The organism is Pseudomonas sp. PS01297, assembly GCF_029959305.1.
GTDB lineage: Bacteria > Pseudomonadota > Gammaproteobacteria > Pseudomonadales > Pseudomonadaceae > Aquipseudomonas > Aquipseudomonas helleri.
The window spans coordinates 1-17633 of the sequence record NZ_JASCPQ010000034.1 but is presented as its reverse complement, the minus strand read 5'-3'; the positions used below and the strand labels follow the sequence as shown (position 1 = coordinate 17633).

Below are 17633 nucleotides of genomic sequence, written 5' to 3'. Positions count from 1 at the left end.
TTATGGCGAGCGGAGGAAGGGCAGCGCGTCTGGCGCCGGTGGTCGAAATGGCCGAAAAAACTGAAAAGGCAGCCGCCCAGCGATTGGGCCACTTTCAGGGCCAGGTCAATCTGGCCAACAGCAAGCTGGGCGACCTTGAGAATTTCCGGGGCGAATACCAGGCGCAATGGGTCGAGCGCGGCAGCCAGGGCGTAACCGGCCAATGGCTGCGCAACTACCAATACTTTCTGGGCCAGCTTGAAACCGCGGTGGGCCAGCAACGCCAAAGCCTGCAATGGCATGAAAACAACCTCAACAAAGCCCGCGAATCCTGGCAGCAGGCCTACGCCCGCGTTGAAGGGTTGCGCAAACTGGTCCAGCGCTACGCCGACGAAGCGCGCCAGCTTGAAGACAAGCGCGAACAAAAACTGATGGACGAACTGTCCCAGCGCCTGCCGCGCAAAGAAGTCTACTAACCCCGCATGCCCTGTAGGAGCGAGCTTGTCTCGCGATCTTTTGATCTTTTAAAAGATCGCGAGACAAGTTCGCTCCTACAGCCTGCGCAGGTTTTCAGAGCGTCTATAGTTCAGGTCAATCGATACCTGAACCAGGAGCTACCCCATGGCCGTGACTTCTCACGTTTCAGCCGACGGCAACCAACTGACCATCGCCATCAAGGGCCGGTTTGATTTTGCCAAGCATCAAGACTTTCGTGATGCTTACGAAAAGAGCGTCCCCAAACCCGACTCGATTGTCGTGGACTTGAAAGAAGCCACCTACATCGACAGTTCCGCTCTGGGCATGCTGTTGCTGCTGCGCGATCACGCCGGTGGCGATGAGGCCGAGATCCAGGTGGTCAACAGCAGCAACGATGTGCGCAAAACCCTGGCCATCTCCAATTTCGACCAGTTGTTTGACATCAAGTGAACCCGCCCCAGGCTCGCGGCCTGACGATATTGATCGCCGAAGACAGCGTCGTTGACCGTTTGTTGCTGGCCAATATCGTCAAGCGCCAGGGCCATACCGTGTTGCTGGCCAGTAACGGCGCCGAGGCCGTGGAGGTTTTCCGCCAGCAGCGCCCGCATCTGGTGCTGATGGATGGCCTGATGCCGGTGATGGACGGCTTTGAGGCGACGCGGCAGATCAAGGCGCTGGCCGGTGAAGTGCTGGTGCCGATCATCTTTCTGACCTCGCTCAATCACGCCGATGCATTGACCCGCACCCTGGAGGCGGGCGGTGATGACGTGTTGCTCAAACCGTATAACCCGATGCTGTTGGCCGCCAAGATCACCGTTATGGATCGCCTGCGGCGCTTGCAAGACACCGTGTTGCAGCAACGTGACCAGATCGCCCGGCACAATGTGTATTTGCTCAATGAGCAGCGGGTGGCCAAGGCGGTGTTTGACCGCGTGGCCCACGAGGGCTGTCTGAGCGCCCCGAATATCCAGTATCGGCAGTCGCCGTACGCTTTGTTCAACGGCGACTTGCTGCTCGCCGCCCACACGCCTTCGGGCGATACCCACCTGCTGCTGGCCGACTTTACCGGCCACGGGTTGCCGGCAGCCATTGGTGCGATGCCCTTGGCTGAGGTGTTCTACAGCATGACGGCCAAAGGCTACGGGCTGGGCGAAATGCTCCGTGAAATGAATGCCAAGCTCAAACGTATCCTGCCGGTCGACATGTTCTGCTGCGCCCACGTGGTCTGTGTCAGCGCGCTGAGGCGCAGCCTTGAAGTGTGGAGCGGGGGAATGCCCGATGGCTATTTGCACACCCTGGCCACGGGGCAGCGTACCGCGCTCAGTTCGCAGCATTTGCCGTTGGGGGTGTTGAAGGCCAAGGCGTTTGACCATTCGACCCGGGTGCTGCCCATGCTGCCCGGCGACCAACTGTTCTTGCTCACCGATGGCGTGACCGAAACCACAGGCCCGGATGAACAGCTGTTTGGTGCGCAACGGTTGCAGCGCGTGCTGGAGGCCAATCGCGATCCGCAGCACTTGATCGATGAAGTCGAGCAGGCGTTGCGACAGTTTCAAGGGCAGACCCGTGATGACGTCAGCATGGTGCAGATCACCTCGCAGGTGCCGCAGCGCCTGGGGATGCCCGCGATGCTCTACACCGACAGCGGCCAATGCAGCCCGCTCGACTGGTCCGCCCGTTTCGAATTCCGGGCGTCGACGCTGCAACGGTTCAACCCGCTGCCCTATTTGCTGCATATGCTGATGGAGGTGCACGGCCTGCGTGCTCAGGGCGCGCAGATCCATGCAGTGCTGTCCGAGCTGTACAGCAATGCGTTGGAACATGGTGTGCTGGGGCTGGATTCACGGCTCAAGCGGGACGCTAAAGGTTTTGCAAGATATTACGAATTGCGCAATCAGCGCCTGATTGCGTTAAAAAGTGGTTTCGTGCGGGTTGCCATGTGCGTGGTCCCCGAGCGCCAGGGTGGTCGCCTGACCCTGCACGTAGAAGACAGCGGGCCGGGCTTTGACGTGGCCAGCATGCAGGCCAGACCGCTTGATCTCGACCGTTTGTCGGGGCGCGGGTTGAATCTGGTGCGTCAGCTGTGTCCGTCCGCAAGGTGGTCCGACGAGGGTCGTACAGCGACCGTAGAGTTTTTATGGGAGGCTCTGGCATAATCCGAGCATTCTTGATCAAGGAGTGAACAAGTGTCTGATATTCATATGGATGAACAAGTCATCAGTTCGTTGCGCGAGGTGATGGAAGGGGGGTTTGCAGACCTGCTGGACACCTTTCTCTCTGACTCCGAAGAACGTATCGACCAATTGCACAATGCCCAGGAAGCCCGCGACCTGACGTTGGTTGCCCACAGCTTCAAAGGCAGCAGCAGCAACATGGGCGCCACCCGCCTGGCGCTGTTGTGCGGTCAGCTCGAAGAGCGTGCGCAAAAGAAGCAACTGGCGGACATCAAAGAGCTGGTCATCGAAATCAATGACGAATACCAAATGGTCCGCCAGCTGTATCGCGCCGAGCGCCAGCGGGTGAGCGTCTCCAGTTACCTTTCGGGGAACTGACGGCAAAACTGGCCCGAACCTTGCTCTGCCTCTCCTACCTGTACCGATGCCTGCCGTACAGCGGAGACTTTGCCAATGCCACTCGCCGCCAACCCGTTCCTTCAGACACCTGCCGTCGCTGCGTCCAAAGCCGCAACGGGCAAAGCTGCACAGCCTGACGTCGAGCCCGTAAAAACAGGGGGCGAGCCGTTTTCCAAGGTCTATGCCAAAGCGTCTGACGCCACCTCGGGTGTCACCAGCAGCAAGCCTGCTATCACACGCGATGCGAGCAATAACAGCGCTGCAAACCCACCGTCAGCTGTTGCCGATAGCGGCAAACCCTTGCCTGCTGGCAAGTCTCAAAGCACCGATCAAGATGACGCCCCAGTCAAACCTGACGACGGCCTGCCGACTCCCGACATCACACCCCCTGCTGTGCAAGCGCCCCCGGCGGTTGCAGAAACGCCTGCGCCTGTCGCCCCGGCACCGCCTGATGAGCAAGCCGCGCAACTGGCCGCCGCCGCAAGCATGGCGGTGCAAGCGCCGCCACCGCCTGCGGTGGTTGACACCTTTGATCCGCAAGCCGATCCGCTGGATGACATGCCGGCTGTGCGCCTGGCCATGGAGCAGGGCGGTCATGTGTCCGCCAGCAGCCAGTCACCGGCGAAAAATGCTCAACCCGACAACTTGGCTGCCTCTAACCAAGGCCAGCCGAATGCGATCGCGCAGATGCTCGAGCCAAAAGCCGATGCCTCCAGCACGGGCGAGGGTGGTGAAAAAGCCTTCAAGGGGCTGGTGGATGACGGCCTCAAAGACCTTAAAAGCGCTTCCAGCGACACCCGCGTCGATGACTTTGCCAACCGTCTGGCTGCGCTGACCCAGGCGGCCGTGCCGAAAACCGCGAATGCGCTGCCGGTCAACCAGCCGCTGGCCATGCACCAGAGCGGCTGGTCAGAAGAAATCGTCAACCGAGTGATGTACCTGTCCAGCGCCAACCTCAAATCCGCCGACATCCAATTGCAGCCGGCGGAGCTTGGGCGCCTGGATATTCGCGTCAACGTCGCGGCGGACCAGTCCACGCAAGTCAACTTTGTCAGCGGCCATGCGGCCGTGCGAGAAGCGCTGGACAGCCAGATGCACCGCCTGCGCGACATGCTCGCCCAACAGGGCATGGGCCAGGTCGACGTCAACGTGTCTGACCAATCGCGCAGTTGGCAGGGGCAAAGCCAGGAACAACAAAGCCAGCAGCGTTCTCAAGCCAGTGGAGGACGCCTTGAAGACGATGCGCCGCTAGCCGCCGCCGAACCCGTCGCCCCGAGCATCGTGCTGGGCACCAGCGCCGTGGACTACTACGCCTGAACCCCGAGGCGCCCGTAGGAGCTGCCGAGGAACGATGGCTGCGATCTTTCACAGATCAAAAGATCGCAGCCTGCGCCAGCTCCTACCGTTCTGGCATAACACTTGCTCTGCCTAGTCATGCACCTGTGAAAACCCAAAAGTGACGGATTATTGGCATGGCGACGACCGACGCACCGAAAGACCCCGCCGATAAAGGCAAACTCAAGCTGATTATTCTGGTGGTCGTGGCGTTGTTGCTGGCCATCGGCCTGTCGGTGGGTGCCACCTGGTTTTTCATGAGCGGCGAGAAAAGCGCCGCGCCGCCTGTGGTGGACGCCAACATCAAGCGCCCGGCCATCTACGAGCCGCTGCCACCCGCTTTTGTGGTCAACCTCAATGACAACGGCCGCCAGCGCTATCTGCAAGTGAGCATCACCTTGCAGGCGCGGGATCAAAATGACCTCAATGCACTCAAGGTGCATATGCCGGTGATCCGCAACAACCTGGTCATGCTGTTCTCCGGACAGACTTTTGACAGCCTCGCCACTCCGGTGGGTCAGGAAATGTTGCGTCAGAAAGCCACTGCCAGCGTGCAGGAAGTGGCGCAAAAAGAACTCGGCAAAGTGGTTATTGATCAGGCCCTCTTTACTAACTTTGTATTGCAGTAGGACACGACATGGCCGTGCAAGACCTGCTGTCCCAGGATGAGATCGACGCGCTGTTGCATGGCGTCGATGACGGTCTGGTACAGGCCGAGACGGCTGCCGAACCCGGCAGCGTCAAAAGTTACGACCTGACCAGTCAGGACCGGATTGTCCGGGGTCGCATGCCGACCCTGGAAATGATCAACGAGCGTTTCGCCCGCTATACCCGCATCAGCATGTTCAACATGCTGCGCCGCTCGGCAGATGTGGCGGTGGGCGGCGTGCAGGTGATGAAGTTCGGTGAATACGTGCACTCGCTGTACGTGCCCACCAGCCTCAACCTGGTCAAGATCAAGCCGTTGCGCGGCACCGCGCTGTTCATCCTCGACGCCAAGCTGGTGTTCAAGCTGGTGGACAACTTTTTTGGTGGCGACGGCCGTCACGCCAAAATCGAAGGCCGCGAATTCACCCCCACCGAATTGCGCGTCGTGCGCATGGTGCTGGAGCAGGCTTTCGTCGATTTGAAAGAAGCCTGGCAGGCGATCATGGAAGTCAATTTCGAGTACATCAACTCGGAAGTGAACCCGGCCATGGCCAACATCGTCGGCCCCAGCGAAGCGATTGTGGTGTCAACCTTCCACATCGAACTCGATGGCGGTGGCGGCGACCTGCACGTGACCATGCCGTACTCGATGATCGAGCCGGTGCGCGAAATGCTCGATGCGGGCTTTCAGTCAGACCTCGACGACCAGGATGAACGCTGGAGCAAAGCCCTGCGCGAAGACGTGCTGGATGTCAGCGTGCCGCTGAGTGCCACCGTGGCCCGCCGCCAACTGCGCCTGCGCGACATTTTGCACATGGCGCCGGGGGACGTGATCCCGATCGAATTGCAGGACGAACTGGTGATGCGCGCCAATGGCGTGCCCACGTTCAAGGTCAAACTGGGTTCGCACAAAGGCAATCTGGCCTTGCAAGTGCTTGAACCCATCGTTCGGCGTTAAACACCGAACTCCCCCAATTGCTCAGTGAGGACACCTGATGGCTAACGAAAACGATACAAGCGCCGCCGACCAGGCGCTGGCCGATGAATGGGCCGCTGCACTGGAAGAAACCGGCGATGTTGGCCAGGCCGATATCGACGCGCTGCTGGCCGCTGACGCCGCGCAAAAACCGGCGTCCAACCGCTTGCCCATGGAAGAATTCGGCAGCGTGCCGCGCAACAACGACCCGGTGTCGCTGGACGGTCCCAACCTGGATGTGATTCTGGACATTCCGGTGTCGATTTCCATGGAAGTGGGCAGCACCGACATCAACATTCGTAACCTGCTGCAACTCAACCAGGGCTCGGTCATCGAACTCGATCGCCTGGCCGGTGAGCCGCTGGACGTGCTGGTCAACGGCACCCTTATTGCCCATGGCGAAGTGGTGGTGGTCAACGAAAAGTTTGGCATCCGTCTGACCGACGTGATCAGCCCAAGCGAACGCATCAAGAAGTTGCGCTAAGTGAAGCGGCTTCTCGGCGGTTTACTGGCGTTACCCTTGAGCGCCCTGGCAGCAGAGCCGGTGGCCAGCACCGCGAGCGCCGTTGCGCCCGTGGCCGCCAGCAGCCTGGGCGGCCAGTTGACGCAACTGGTGCTGGGTTTGCTGTTGGTGCTGGGGCTGATCTTTGCCCTGGCCTGGGTGCTGCGCCGGGTTCAGCAAGGAGGCGCACGCCAGGGGCAAGTCATCGAGCTGATCAGCTCGCGGGCCTTGGGCACCCGTGACCGGCTGGTGCTGGTGCAAGTGGGCAACGAGCAAATCCTGCTTGGCCTCACGCCGGGCCGCATCACCCCGCTGCATGTGCTCAAAGAGCCGGTTGCAGCGCCGGACACCACGCAACCGGCCACGCCTGAATTTGCCAAGCGGCTGATGGAAATCCTCGGCCAGCAAAAGGACAAGCCGTAATGCGTTTAGCTGTCGCACTGTTGTTGGCCTTGCTCGCCCCGGTCGCCTTGGCGGCCGACCCGTTGTCGATCCCGGCGATCACCCTGGGCACCGGCGCCAACGGGCAGCAGGAGTATTCGGTCAGCCTGCAAATCTTGCTGATCATGACCGCCCTGAGTTTTATCCCGGCGTTCGTGATGCTGATGACCAGCTTTACGCGGATCATCATCGTGTTTTCGATTCTGCGTCAGGCGCTGGGGCTGCAACAAACCCCGTCCAACCAGATACTCACCGGCATGGCGCTGTTCTTGACCCTGTTCATCATGGCGCCGGTGTTCGACAAGGTGAACCGCGACGCCCTGCAGCCGTACCTGGCGGAAAAACTCACGGCCCAGGACGCGATCCTCAAGGCAGAAGGCCCGATCAAGGACTTTATGCTGGCGCAGACCCGCACCAGCGACCTTGAGCTGTTTATGCGCTTGTCCAAGCGTACCGACATCCCGACGCCCGACGCGGCGCCGCTGACCATTCTGGTCCCGGCCTTTGTCACCTCCGAGCTTAAAACCGCGTTCCAGATCGGCTTTATGATCTTCATTCCGTTCCTGATCATCGACCTGGTGGTGGCCAGTGTGCTGATGGCCATGGGCATGATGATGCTCTCGCCGTTGATCATTTCGTTGCCGTTCAAAATCATGCTGTTCGTGCTGGTGGACGGTTGGGCGCTGATTATCGGCACCCTGGCCAGCAGTTTCGGCGGAGTCTGAGCCCATGACCCCAGAAGTCGCAGTCGACCTGTTTCGCAATGCGTTGTGGCTGACCACGATGATGGTCGCGGTGCTGGTGATCCCCAGCTTGCTGGTGGGTTTGCTGGTGGCGATGTTCCAGGCGGCGACGCAAATCAACGAACAGACCCTGAGCTTTTTGCCGCGTTTGCTGGTGATGCTGGTCACCCTGATCGTGGCCGGGCCATGGTTGGTGCAAACCTTTATGGAATACATCCTGCAGTTGTACGGCAGTATTCCGCAGTTGATCGGCTAAATGTCGCTGCTGGCCCTGACGGACGCGCAGATCAGTACCTGGGTCGCCAGCTTTATGCTGCCGCTGTTCCGTGTGGGTGCGGTGCTGGCCACCATGCCGATCATCGGGACCACGCTGGTGCCCAAGCGCATCAAGCTGTTTCTGGCCTTGGCGATCACCCTGGCGATCATGCCCAGCTTGCCGCCGTTGCCCACCGTCAACCCGCTGGACCTCAGCGGCCTGATGCTGATTGCCGAGCAAATTATTATCGGTGCCTTGCTCGGCTTCTCGTTGCAGCTGTTTTTCCAGGCGTTTGTGGTGGCCGGGCAAATCGTCGCGGTGCAGATGGGCATGGGCTTCGCCTCCATGGTCGACCCGGCCAACGGGGTCAACGTGGCCGTGATCGGGCAGTTTTTCACCATGCTGGTGAGCTTGCTGTTTTTGTCAATGAACGGGCACCTGGTGGTGTTTGAAGTGCTCACCGAGAGCTTCACCACGTTGCCGGTTGGCGGCGGGCTGATGACCAATCATTACTGGGAAATCGCCAACAAACTGGGCTGGGTCCTGGGCGCGGCGCTGTTGCTGGTGCTGCCGGCGATCACTGCCTTGCTGGTGGTCAACATCGCGTTTGGCGTCATGACCCGTGCGGCGCCGCAACTCAACATCTTCGCCATCGGTTTTCCGCTGACCCTGGTGCTGGGCATGGTCATTCTATGGATCAGCATGGCCGATATTCTCAATCAGTATCAGCCGCTGGCCTCCGAGGCTTTGCAGTTTTTACGTGAACTGGCGCAGGCGAAATAGCCATGGCAGAGAGCGAGAGCGGCGCCGATAAAACAGAAGACCCCACGGAGAAACGAAAAAAAGACTCCAGGGAAAAGGGCGAAATCGCGCGCTCTAAAGAACTCAACACCTTGGCGATCATGCTCGCGGGTTCAGCCGGGCTGCTGATTTTTGGCGGGGCGCTGGCCGAAGACCTGATGGAAGTGATGCGTTACAACTTCAGCATCAGCCGCGAGACCTTGTACAACACCGACTCCATGGCCGCCTTTTTGCTGCACTCGGGCAAAATCGCCCTGATCGCCTTGCAGCCGGTGCTGATCACCTTATTGATCGCCGCCATCGTCGGCCCCATCGCCCTCGGTGGCTGGCTGTTTGCCGCGGGCAGCCTGGCCCCCAAATTCAGCCGCATGAACCCGCTGGCGGGGCTTAAACGCATGTTCTCGGCCAAGGCGCTGGTGGAACTGCTCAAGGCGCTGGCCAAGTTTTTCATCATCTTGATCGTCGCCTTGCTGGTGTTGAAATCCGACATCGACGACCTGCTGCGCATCGCCCACGAGCCCCTGGAACTGGCGGTGATCCACAGCCTGCAAGTGGTGGGCTGGAGTGCGTTGTGGATGGCCTGCGGGTTGATCTTGATTGCCGCCGTCGACGTGCCGGTGCAGCTATGGGAAAGCCATAAGAAACTGCTGATGACCAAGCAGGAAGTGCGTGATGAGCACAAGGACCAAGAAGGGCGGCCCGAAGTTAAACAGCGCATTCGCCAGGTGCAGCGCGAAATGTCCCAGCGCCGCATGATGAGCGCCATCCCCGATGCCGACGTGATCATCACCAACCCGACGCACTACGCCGTGGCCCTCAAATATGACCCCGAAAAGGGCGGGGCGCCGATGTTGCTGGCCAAGGGCAGCGACTTTTTGGCGTTGAAAATTCGAGAAATCGGCGCCAAACACAACATCCTGCTGCTGGAGTCCCCGGCGCTGGCGCGCTCGATCTACCACTCCACCGAACTTGAGCAGGAGATCCCGGCGGGCCTCTACCTGGCCGTGGCGCAGGTGTTGGCGTACGTCTACCAGATCCGCCAGCACCAGGCGGGCAAAGGCAAGCGGCCTGACCCGCTGAAAGACCTGCCGATTCCGCCGGATTTACGGCGGGATGATTGAGGTGGGGGGGAGTGATTTTGACGTTGTTTATCCTCCGATCCTAATGAAATGTGCGTCCAGAATGGAGTGGTAGTTTCTTTCGCTTTCCATAGTTAAGGCATGGCCACGCGCACTCAAGCTATCTAAATAGTCGATAGCTTCAAAGCTGTCAGTGTATGTATATAAATTAATTGCGCCCGTTTTTTGAGTGTATGGGTCGTAGTTTCCGTTTTTCAGTTTTGTGATTAATTCATAATGAGGTCGGTTGGGTATTGTATTGGCTACAAAGTTTTTAAGGGGGGGTGGAAGGGGGCCTGTGGAGATATTGTTTGATTTTATGGCGCCGGCTGCTAGGTATTGCAAATCAAGTTTTTGTAAGTATGGTTTTTTTAAATCGTTTAAATATATTGCATTTTCTGCGGCATTGCGAGACCACAATTTGCGGTGTTCAATCATTGCGTCACGTGCCTTACAGGCTGCAGAAAATGAGACGCCTGGCTTGATTTTAAGCATTACAACTCTACCTCCCGGAGCTCTCACGTTAAGGCTGCCTGGGACATAACTCTGCATAGGTGCTCTTCGGTTGGAAAATAAAAAGTTCTTAAAGGATTTCTGAATAAATTTGAATATGTGGCCGCTTGGATCATTCGTGAGTAAAGGATTGTTCATGCAGTAAGCATATGCATTAATTCCTGCCTCTCCAAATGGGCTCCAGCTGTCCGGGCTGTTAAATCGCATCAGTACTGGATTAAACGCCCGGTAACCATTGCCCAATAAATAATGCCCGGTGACAGGGTCGGCCCGCTCGCCATTAAAGCCTAACAAGTGTGTGTTGGTGTTTTCGTTCGCATGATGACCAAACGGTGTATAGGCGATGGTCTGTTGTTCTGCTCCGTTTGTCGTCTGCAACACAGAACGTTGTAAATCGGTGGCCAGCAAGGTGCTGATGTGTTGATCGGCCTGGTGCGTCTGTTGGGCCAGTAATTGATCGCCATGCTGCATGATCGAGTGCTGGGTGCTGCCCTGGAATTCTGTGGCAATCCGGCTCTGGCAATAAAACCGCAGGCTGCCTGATTGCAGCGCAGGCGATGTGCCCTTGAGTCGATTCATGGGGTCGTAGTGATAGGAGCACAGCACTGTTTTCTTCATGATGCTTCACATCGTCAATAGCACGCGGGTACTCACTGTGGGCTTTATTCGCAGTGGTGGGTACTGGCAGATCTGCTAGGTATAGATTTCACGACGGACTGTCACTTCTGACAGTAGAGGCTTTGCGCAAACCTGCTTAACTTGAGAGGTCGAGTGCTTTTGGTTCGTGTGCAGGCAATGGAGATGCGCGATGTCGATCGAGTTAACCCTTATTCCCAATGGCTCTATCAAAACCTGTGTGTTGAGCGATACCCGAGAAAAAGCCAAGGTGGATCTTGAGGGGTTGTTCCCGAAGTTTCCTGCGCTGGACGGCACATTTGCGATTTTCTGGCTGGATCAATTACAAGACCGCCACATCGTGGGCTTCAGCACGGAAGGCACTAATCTGCTGGCTGTCATTTCCTTGCCAACGGTTCCCCACAGCAGCGGGCGAGAGCAGTACTACAGCGCGATCGTTGAGCGCTGCTACAAAGAGCGTGATTCGATACTGACGTTTATGCGCAAGTCATTGAGCTTTGAAGGCATCAACGGGCGCTGTGTGCGCAGTTTTATCCTGTACAAACTCATTCGCCAGTTGCAGCTGGACAGCGTGCCGGTGTGGGAAGAACACCCGCATGTACGGGATGGGCGTTGTGGTGCCATTTTGATTGGTGGCTGCGGTACTGACCGCTATGAGCCCAACCGCAAGATAGACGTCGTGTTTGGTTCAAACAGCAGTGCGTGTCTGGTGATTGATCTGGGCGAATGGCGCTGGAACTGAGCCTCACTTTTTTGCCTCGCCAGAGGCAGATCAAAAGATCGCGAGCAAGCTCGCTCCTACAGATTTTTGTGTTTGCCTGCCGATTTATCGGCAGCTTCGTACAGCGTTGGCGCTTGTCGCTGTTGCACCTCGACGCTTATAGTCCGCGCTCGCCCTCATGGCGACCAGGTTTGGCGACTTGGAATGAAAAGATGAATACGTTAGTGCGTCTAACCATTGGACTTAACTTATGACGAATTCACCTTACATCCCGCTGACCGCTATTGACTGCACCATTCCCGCCTTATTGATCGACCACAATGCGCCACTGGATGTGTTGCATGCCAACGCGGCTGCCCGTGTTTTGGCGGTCACCCAACTGATGGAAACCTTTGCCAGCCGCGAACTTGTCGAGGCTGACGCCATTGATCTCAAACACCTGGCCAACGCCGCAGTGTTATTACTGCGCGATGGCTGCGACGTGCTCGACGTGCTGGGCTGGCGCTTAAGACCGGTGTAACCACAACCCCTGTAGGAGCGAGCTTGCTCGCGATCTTTTGATCTTGATCCCCAGCTCGCGTCTACAGATTTTGGGTTTACCTCTCGGTGACGTGGCCTTTTGCCAAAGTTGGAAGGCTTCTTGCAGTGGCAGGCTTGCAGACGCATCTGGCGTCAAAAGTTTGCTAAAGGTTTAGGCATGTCATTGGATCGCTCTCAGTTAATCAACACCGCACGCAACGGTCTGGCCGGTTTGGGTCACGGGCAGTTGGGCGTGCCGCTGTTGTTGCTGGTGATGCTGGCAATGATGATGTTGCCCATCCCGGCGTTTCTGCTGGATGTGTTTTTTACCTTCAACATCGCGCTGTCGATTGTGGTCTTGCTGGTGTGTGTGTACGCACTGCGCCCACTGGATTTCGCGGTGTTCCCCACCATTTTGCTGGTCGCAACGCTGATGCGCCTGGCGCTCAACGTGGCATCGACCCGGGTGGTGATGCTCCACGGCCAGGAAGGCCACGCCGCTGCCGGTAAGGTGATCCAGGCCTTCGGTGAGGTGGTAATCGGCGGCAACTATGTGGTCGGTATGGTGGTGTTCGCGATTTTGATGATCATCAACTTCGTGGTGGTGACCAAGGGTGCCGGGCGGATCTCCGAAGTGAGCGCGCGCTTTACCCTCGACGCCATGCCCGGCAAACAAATGGCGATTGACGCCGACCTCAACGCCGGGCTGATCGATCAGAACCAGGCCAAGCTGCGCCGTCAAGAAGTCGCCCAGGAGGCCGAGTTCTATGGCTCCATGGACGGTGCCAGCAAGTTTGTGCGCGGTGATGCCATCGCCGGTCTGTTGATCCTGTTTATCAACCTGATCGGCGGCATGGCCGTGGGCATCTTCCAGCACAGCATGAGTTTCAGCGAAGCGGGCAAGGTCTACGCCTTGCTGACCATCGGTGACGGTCTGGTGGCGCAATTGCCGTCGCTGTTGTTGTCCACCGCTGCCGCGATCATGGTGACCCGTGCTTCGGGCTCCGAAGACATGGGCAAGCAAATCAATCGCCAGATGTTCGCCTCGCCCAAGGCGCTGGCGGTGTCTGCCGGTTTGATGGCGGTGATGGGGATCGTGCCGGGCATGCCCCACGTGTCCTTTCTCAGCCTCGCCGCAGTGGCCGGTGGCGCCGCCTACTGGATGTGGAAAAAACAAAACGTGGCCAAGGTTCAGGCCCTGCAAGAAGTGCAGCGCCAACAAGAGCTGCTGCCTTCGCCCGCCCGCGCCCAAGAGACCAAAGAACTGGGCTGGGATGACGTGACGCCCATCGACATGATCGGCCTGGAAGTGGGCTATCGCCTGATCCCGCTGGTGGACCGCAACCAGGGCGGGCAATTGCTGGCGCGGATCAAGGGCGTGCGTAAAAAGCTGTCCCAGGACCTTGGCTTTTTGATGCCCACCGTGCACATCCGCGACAACCTCGACCTGGCGCCGAGCGCTTATCGCCTGACACTCATGGGCGTAATTCTGGCCGAGGCCGAGATTTACCCGGACCGCGAACTGGCGATCAACCCCGGCCAGGTGTTTGGCACCCTCAACGGGATTACCGCCAAAGACCCGGCCTTTGGCCTGGAGGCCGTGTGGATCGAGGTCAGCCAGCGCAGCCAGGCGCAATCGCTGGGATATACCGTGGTCGATGCCAGTACGGTGGTGGCGACGCACCTTAACCAGATTCTGTACAAGCATTCCCATGAGCTGATTGGCCATGAGGAAGTGCAGCAACTGATGCAATTGCTGGCCAAGTCGTCGCCTAAATTGGCCGAAGAGTTGGTGCCGGGTGTGTTGAGCCTGTCGCAGTTGCTCAAAGTGTTGCAGGCGCTGCTGGCCGAGCAGGTGCCGGTACGCGATATACGCAGCATTGCCGAAGCCGTCGCCAACAATGCCCACAAGAGTCAAGATACTGCCGCTTTGGTTGCCGCCGTGCGTGTCGGCTTGTCCCGCGCCATCGTGCAAAGCATTGTCGGCGTTGAGTCTGAGCTGCCTGTGATCACCTTGGAACCAAGGTTGGAACAAATATTGCTCAATAGTTTGCAGAAGGCCGGACAAGGCCAGGAAGACGGTGTGTTGCTGGAGCCAAGCATGGCAGAAAAACTCCAGCGCTCACTCATCGACGCAGCGCAGCGTCAGGAGATGCAAGGCAACCCGGTGATCTTGCTGGTGGCAGGCCCGGTACGCGCGATGCTTTCGCGGTTTGGCCGTTTGGCGGTACCCAACCTGCATGTGCTGGCGTACCAGGAAATCCCTGACAACAAGCAAGTGACCATCGTTGCGACAGTGGGCCCTAACGGCTGAGGGTTTGATCTATGCAAGTGAAGCGATTTTTCGCCGCCGACATGCGTCAGGCCATGAAGCTCATTCGTGATGAATTGGGCGCGGATGCCGCCATTATTGGCAATCGCCGCATCGCTGGCGGTGTTGAGTTGACCGCAGCGCTGGACTACAAGCTGTCCGCGCTGGCACCGCGGGTGCCGAACGTTGAGCTGGAAGAAGAACTGCGCAAGACCCAGTCCAAGATTGTCTCGGCTCAGGCCGAGTTGAGCTTGCGCGCAGAAGGCGACATGGATGCCAGCCGCCAGTTGTTTGCCGGCTTGCCGCTGACCGCCGCAGAACCGTTGATTGAGCCGCGCTTTGACGAACCGTCGCGGCCACAGCCTGCACCTGCACCGGCGCCATCGATTGACCAGCGGATTTTTGACGACATGCGCAATGAGCTGAACGGCCTGCGCGAGTTGCTCGAAGTGCAGCTGGGCTCGCTGGCCTGGAACCAGTTGCAAGGCTCAAGGCCTGAACAGGCCAATTTGTGGCGGCGTTTGCAGCGCATCGGCTTGTCCGGTCCGTTGTCCCATAGTTTGTTGACCCAGGTGACCGAGATTGAAGAGCCGCGTCAGGCCTGGCGCATGCTGTTGGCGCACCTGGCGCGGATGATTACCACCCCTGAACTGGAGCCGCTGGAAGAGGGCGGTGTGATCGCAATGGTCGGTCCTGCAGGCATGGGTAAAACCACAACGCTGGCCAAGCTGGCGGCACGTTATGTGCTCAAGTACGGCGCGCAAAATATTGCATTGGTGAGCATGGACAGCTTTCGTATCGGCGCCCAGGAGCAGCTTAAAACCCTGGGGCGCATTCTCAACGTGCCGGTGACCCACGTGGCCCCCGGCCAGTCATTGGGCCAAACCCTTGAGCCGCTGGCGCGCAAGCGCGTGGTGCTGGTCGACACCGCCGGGCTGCAAGCCAGTGACCCGGCGTTGCGCCTGCAACTGGACAGCCTCGCCGGGCGCGGGATCAAGGCGCGCAATTATCTGGTCCTCGCCACCACCAGCCAGAAGCAGGTGCTGTCTGCCGCGTACCTGAGCTACAAGCGCTGCGGGCTGGCCGGTTGCATTCTGACCAAGCTGGATGAAACCGCCAGCCTTGGCGAAGTACTGAGCCTGGCGATCAGCAATGACTTGCCCGTGGCGTACCTCACGGACGGCCCACGGATCCCGGACGATCTGCACTTGCCGCGCCGCCACCAATTGGTGAGCCGGGCGGTGAGTGTGCAAATGCAGGAAGAACCCAGCGAAGAAGCCATGGCCGATATGTTCGCTGACATTTACCACAGCCCGCCCAAACGGGTTGGCTAGGTTAAAGATGAAACGTTGCAATGTACCTACATTGAAGGTCTGCACAGTGTTGTTCCTGGGGGAACACGCAGCACTCTCTGTAGCCGCGTCTAAGTAAGACAAGGTAAAAAAAGATCATGGGCAGCATGCATCCCGTACAGGTGATCGCAGTGACCGGCGGCAAGGGTGGCGTCGGTAAAACTAACGTGTCAGTCAATTTGTCCATCGCGCTGGCCGAACTGGGCAGGCGCGTCATGTTGATGGACGCCGACCTCGGGTTGGCGAATGTTGATGTCCTGTTGGGGCTGACACCGAAATTTACCCTGGCCGATGTGGTCGAGGGTCGCTGCGAGCTGCGTGATGTATTGCTCCTGGGCCCCGGCGGGATTCGTATCGTGCCCGCCGCGTCTGGCGCCCAGAGCATGGTGCAGTTGAGCCCTGCGCAACACGCCGGCCTGATCCAGGCGTTCAGCGACCTGAGCGACAACCTCGATGTGCTGGTGATTGATACCGCTGCCGGGATCGGTGAGTCGGTGGTCAGTTTTGTCCGCGCCGCCCAAGAGGTCTTGCTGGTGGTGTGTGACGAGCCGACCTCTATCACCGACGCCTACGCGTTGATCAAACTGCTTAACCGTGACTACGGCATGAACCGTTTCCGGGTGCTGGCGAACATGGTCCAGAGCCCGCAAGAAGGGCGCAACCTGTTCGCCAAGCTAACCAAAGTGACCGACCGCTTTCTTGACGTTGCCCTGCAATATGTGGGCGCCGTGCCGTACGACGAGTGCGTGCGCAAGGCTGTACAAAAGCAGCGCGCCGTGTACGAAGCATTCCCGCGTTCCAAGTGCTCCCTGGCGTTCAAGGCTATCGCGCAGAAGGTCGATACCTGGCCGCTGCCGGCTAATCCTCGTGGCCACCTGGAGTTCTTTGTCGAGCGTTTGGTTCAGCAAGCAGGTGGAGGACGAGTCTGATGACTGCCAGCGGCTATCGCATGTACAGCAAGCCGTCGCGTGACAGCCAATATGAGCTGATCGAGCGTTATGCGCCGTTGGTCAAACGCATCGCTTATCACCTGTTGGCGCGTTTGCCTGCCAGCGTGCAAGTGGACGACCTGATTCAGGCCGGGATGATCGGTCTGCTTGAGGTTTCGAGCAAATACGACGCCACCAAAGGCGCGAGTTTTGAGACCTACGCCGGCATTCGCATTCGCGGTGCCATGCTCGATGAGGTGCGCAAGGGTGACTGGGCGCCACGCTCGGTGCACCGCAATACGCGCATGGTCAGTGACGCAATTCGCGTTATTGAAGCAAAAACCGGCTGTGACGCTAAAGATCACGAGGTTGCGGCCGAACTCCAGTTAAGCCTTGATGATTATTACGCCATCTTGAACGACACCCTGGGCAGCCGTCTGTTCAGCTTCGACGACCTGTTGCAGGACGGCGAGCACGAGGGGCTGCATGAAGATGGCGCCAGCGCGCACCTTGAGCCATCGCGCGACCTCGAAGACGAGCGCTTTCAGGCTGCGTTGGCCGAGGCCATCAGCTTGTTGCCCGAGCGTGAGCGGCTGGTGTTGGCGCTGTACTACGACGAAGAACTCAACCTCAAGGAAATCGGTGAGGTGCTGGGGGTCAGCGAGTCGCGTGTCAGCCAGTTGCACAGCCAGTGCGCCGCCCGTTTGCGCGCACGCCTGGGGCAATGGCGAGCGCATTGACTCACTGTAGGAGCGAGCTTGCCTCGCGATCTTTGGGGCTTTTAAAAGATCGCGAGGCAAGCT

20 protein-coding genes are annotated in these 17633 nt (G+C 58.7%); 19 read left to right on the top strand and 1 reads right to left on the bottom strand.

All coding sequences use genetic code 11. From position 1 onward, the window contains the following. Positions 1–2 precede the first annotated feature (2 nt). The 13 genes from fliJ to flhB all read left to right on the top strand — a co-directional run bounded on the left by fliJ (position 3) and on the right by flhB (position 9852). Positions 3–455: a flagellar export protein FliJ gene (fliJ, locus tag QMX84_RS12295; protein WP_048371419.1), complete on the top strand. Its 453-nt coding sequence runs from the start codon at positions 3–5 to the stop codon at positions 453–455. A gap of 145 nt (positions 456–600) precedes the next feature. Further along, positions 601–906, top strand: coding sequence for an STAS domain-containing protein (locus QMX84_RS12290; protein ID WP_282363906.1), 306 nt, complete (start codon positions 601–603; stop codon positions 904–906). After that, the gene (locus QMX84_RS12285; protein ID WP_282363905.1) at positions 903–2612 is read left to right on the top strand and encodes a fused response regulator/phosphatase; all 1710 of its coding nucleotides are present in this window, start codon (positions 903–905) and stop codon (positions 2610–2612) included. The genes QMX84_RS12290 and QMX84_RS12285 overlap by 4 nt, the downstream gene beginning before the upstream one ends. A gap of 30 nt (positions 2613–2642) precedes the next feature. Further along, positions 2643–3008, top strand: coding sequence for an Hpt domain-containing protein (locus tag QMX84_RS12280; protein WP_282363904.1), 366 nt, complete (start codon positions 2643–2645; stop codon positions 3006–3008). 75 nt (positions 3009–3083) lie between these two features. Further along, the gene (locus tag QMX84_RS12275) at positions 3084–4346 is read left to right on the top strand and encodes a flagellar hook-length control protein FliK (protein ID WP_278938962.1); all 1263 of its coding nucleotides are present in this window, start codon (positions 3084–3086) and stop codon (positions 4344–4346) included. Positions 4347–4501: 155 nt separating this feature from the next. Beyond that, positions 4502–4993: a flagellar basal body-associated protein FliL gene (gene fliL / locus QMX84_RS12270; RefSeq protein ID WP_048371409.1), complete on the top strand. Its 492-nt coding sequence runs from the start codon at positions 4502–4504 to the stop codon at positions 4991–4993. An 8-nt stretch (positions 4994–5001) separates the two neighbouring features. Continuing rightward, complete coding sequence (gene fliM / locus QMX84_RS12265; protein WP_282363903.1) at positions 5002–5970, top strand: flagellar motor switch protein FliM; 969 nt, start codon at positions 5002–5004, stop codon at positions 5968–5970. Positions 5971–6007: 37 nt separating this feature from the next. Then, positions 6008–6472: a flagellar motor switch protein FliN gene (fliN, locus tag QMX84_RS12260; protein WP_048371405.1), complete on the top strand. Its 465-nt coding sequence runs from the start codon at positions 6008–6010 to the stop codon at positions 6470–6472. After that, a complete protein-coding gene (fliO, locus tag QMX84_RS12255; RefSeq protein ID WP_048371402.1) occupies positions 6473–6913 on the top strand; it encodes a flagellar biosynthetic protein FliO in 441 nt (146 codons plus the stop codon). Then, positions 6913–7656 carry a flagellar type III secretion system pore protein FliP gene (gene fliP, locus QMX84_RS12250; protein ID WP_048390404.1) on the top strand — a complete coding sequence of 248 codons (744 nt, stop codon included), beginning with the start codon at positions 6913–6915 and terminating at the stop codon, positions 7654–7656. The genes fliO and fliP overlap by 1 nt, the downstream gene beginning before the upstream one ends. A gap of 4 nt (positions 7657–7660) precedes the next feature. Further along, on the top strand, positions 7661–7930 hold the full coding sequence (fliQ, locus tag QMX84_RS12245) for a flagellar biosynthesis protein FliQ (protein ID WP_016781562.1): 270 nt from the start codon (positions 7661–7663) through the stop codon (positions 7928–7930). After that, positions 7931–8713 carry a flagellar biosynthetic protein FliR gene (fliR, locus tag QMX84_RS12240; protein ID WP_048371396.1) on the top strand — a complete coding sequence of 261 codons (783 nt, stop codon included), beginning with the start codon at positions 7931–7933 and terminating at the stop codon, positions 8711–8713. It begins immediately after the preceding gene. A gap of 2 nt (positions 8714–8715) precedes the next feature. Beyond that, positions 8716–9852 (top strand): flagellar biosynthesis protein FlhB, encoded by a 1137-nt coding sequence (gene flhB, locus QMX84_RS12235; protein WP_048371394.1) that lies wholly within the window; start codon positions 8716–8718, stop codon positions 9850–9852. Positions 9853–9879: 27 nt separating this feature from the next. Here the strand turns inward: flhB and QMX84_RS12230 are convergent, their stop codons facing one another. Further along, positions 9880–10980 (bottom strand): RHS repeat-associated core domain-containing protein, encoded by a 1101-nt coding sequence (locus QMX84_RS12230; RefSeq protein WP_282363902.1) that lies wholly within the window; start codon positions 10978–10980, stop codon positions 9880–9882. 190 nt (positions 10981–11170) lie between these two features. Between QMX84_RS12230 and QMX84_RS12225 the strand changes: the two genes are divergently transcribed. The 6 genes from QMX84_RS12225 (at position 11171) to fliA (ending at position 17570) form a co-directional block, all read left to right on the top strand. Continuing rightward, positions 11171–11740, top strand: coding sequence for a hypothetical protein (locus tag QMX84_RS12225; RefSeq protein ID WP_153375610.1), 570 nt, complete (start codon positions 11171–11173; stop codon positions 11738–11740). 229 nt (positions 11741–11969) lie between these two features. Beyond that, positions 11970–12239, top strand: a complete 270-nt coding sequence (locus QMX84_RS12220) for a short-chain dehydrogenase (protein WP_282363901.1) — start codon at positions 11970–11972, stop codon at positions 12237–12239. A 183-nt stretch (positions 12240–12422) separates the two neighbouring features. Then, on the top strand, positions 12423–14552 hold the full coding sequence (gene flhA, locus QMX84_RS12215) for a flagellar biosynthesis protein FlhA (protein ID WP_048371631.1): 2130 nt from the start codon (positions 12423–12425) through the stop codon (positions 14550–14552). An 11-nt stretch (positions 14553–14563) separates the two neighbouring features. Continuing rightward, positions 14564–15883 (top strand): flagellar biosynthesis protein FlhF, encoded by a 1320-nt coding sequence (gene flhF, locus QMX84_RS12210; protein WP_282363900.1) that lies wholly within the window; start codon positions 14564–14566, stop codon positions 15881–15883. 116 nt (positions 15884–15999) lie between these two features. Beyond that, positions 16000–16830 (top strand): flagellar synthesis regulator FleN, encoded by an 831-nt coding sequence (gene fleN, locus QMX84_RS12205; RefSeq protein ID WP_048371384.1) that lies wholly within the window; start codon positions 16000–16002, stop codon positions 16828–16830. Further along, a complete protein-coding gene (fliA, locus tag QMX84_RS12200; RefSeq protein WP_227024854.1) occupies positions 16827–17570 on the top strand; it encodes an RNA polymerase sigma factor FliA in 744 nt (247 codons plus the stop codon). The genes fleN and fliA overlap by 4 nt, the downstream gene beginning before the upstream one ends. The last annotated feature ends 63 nt before the right edge of the window (positions 17571–17633 follow it).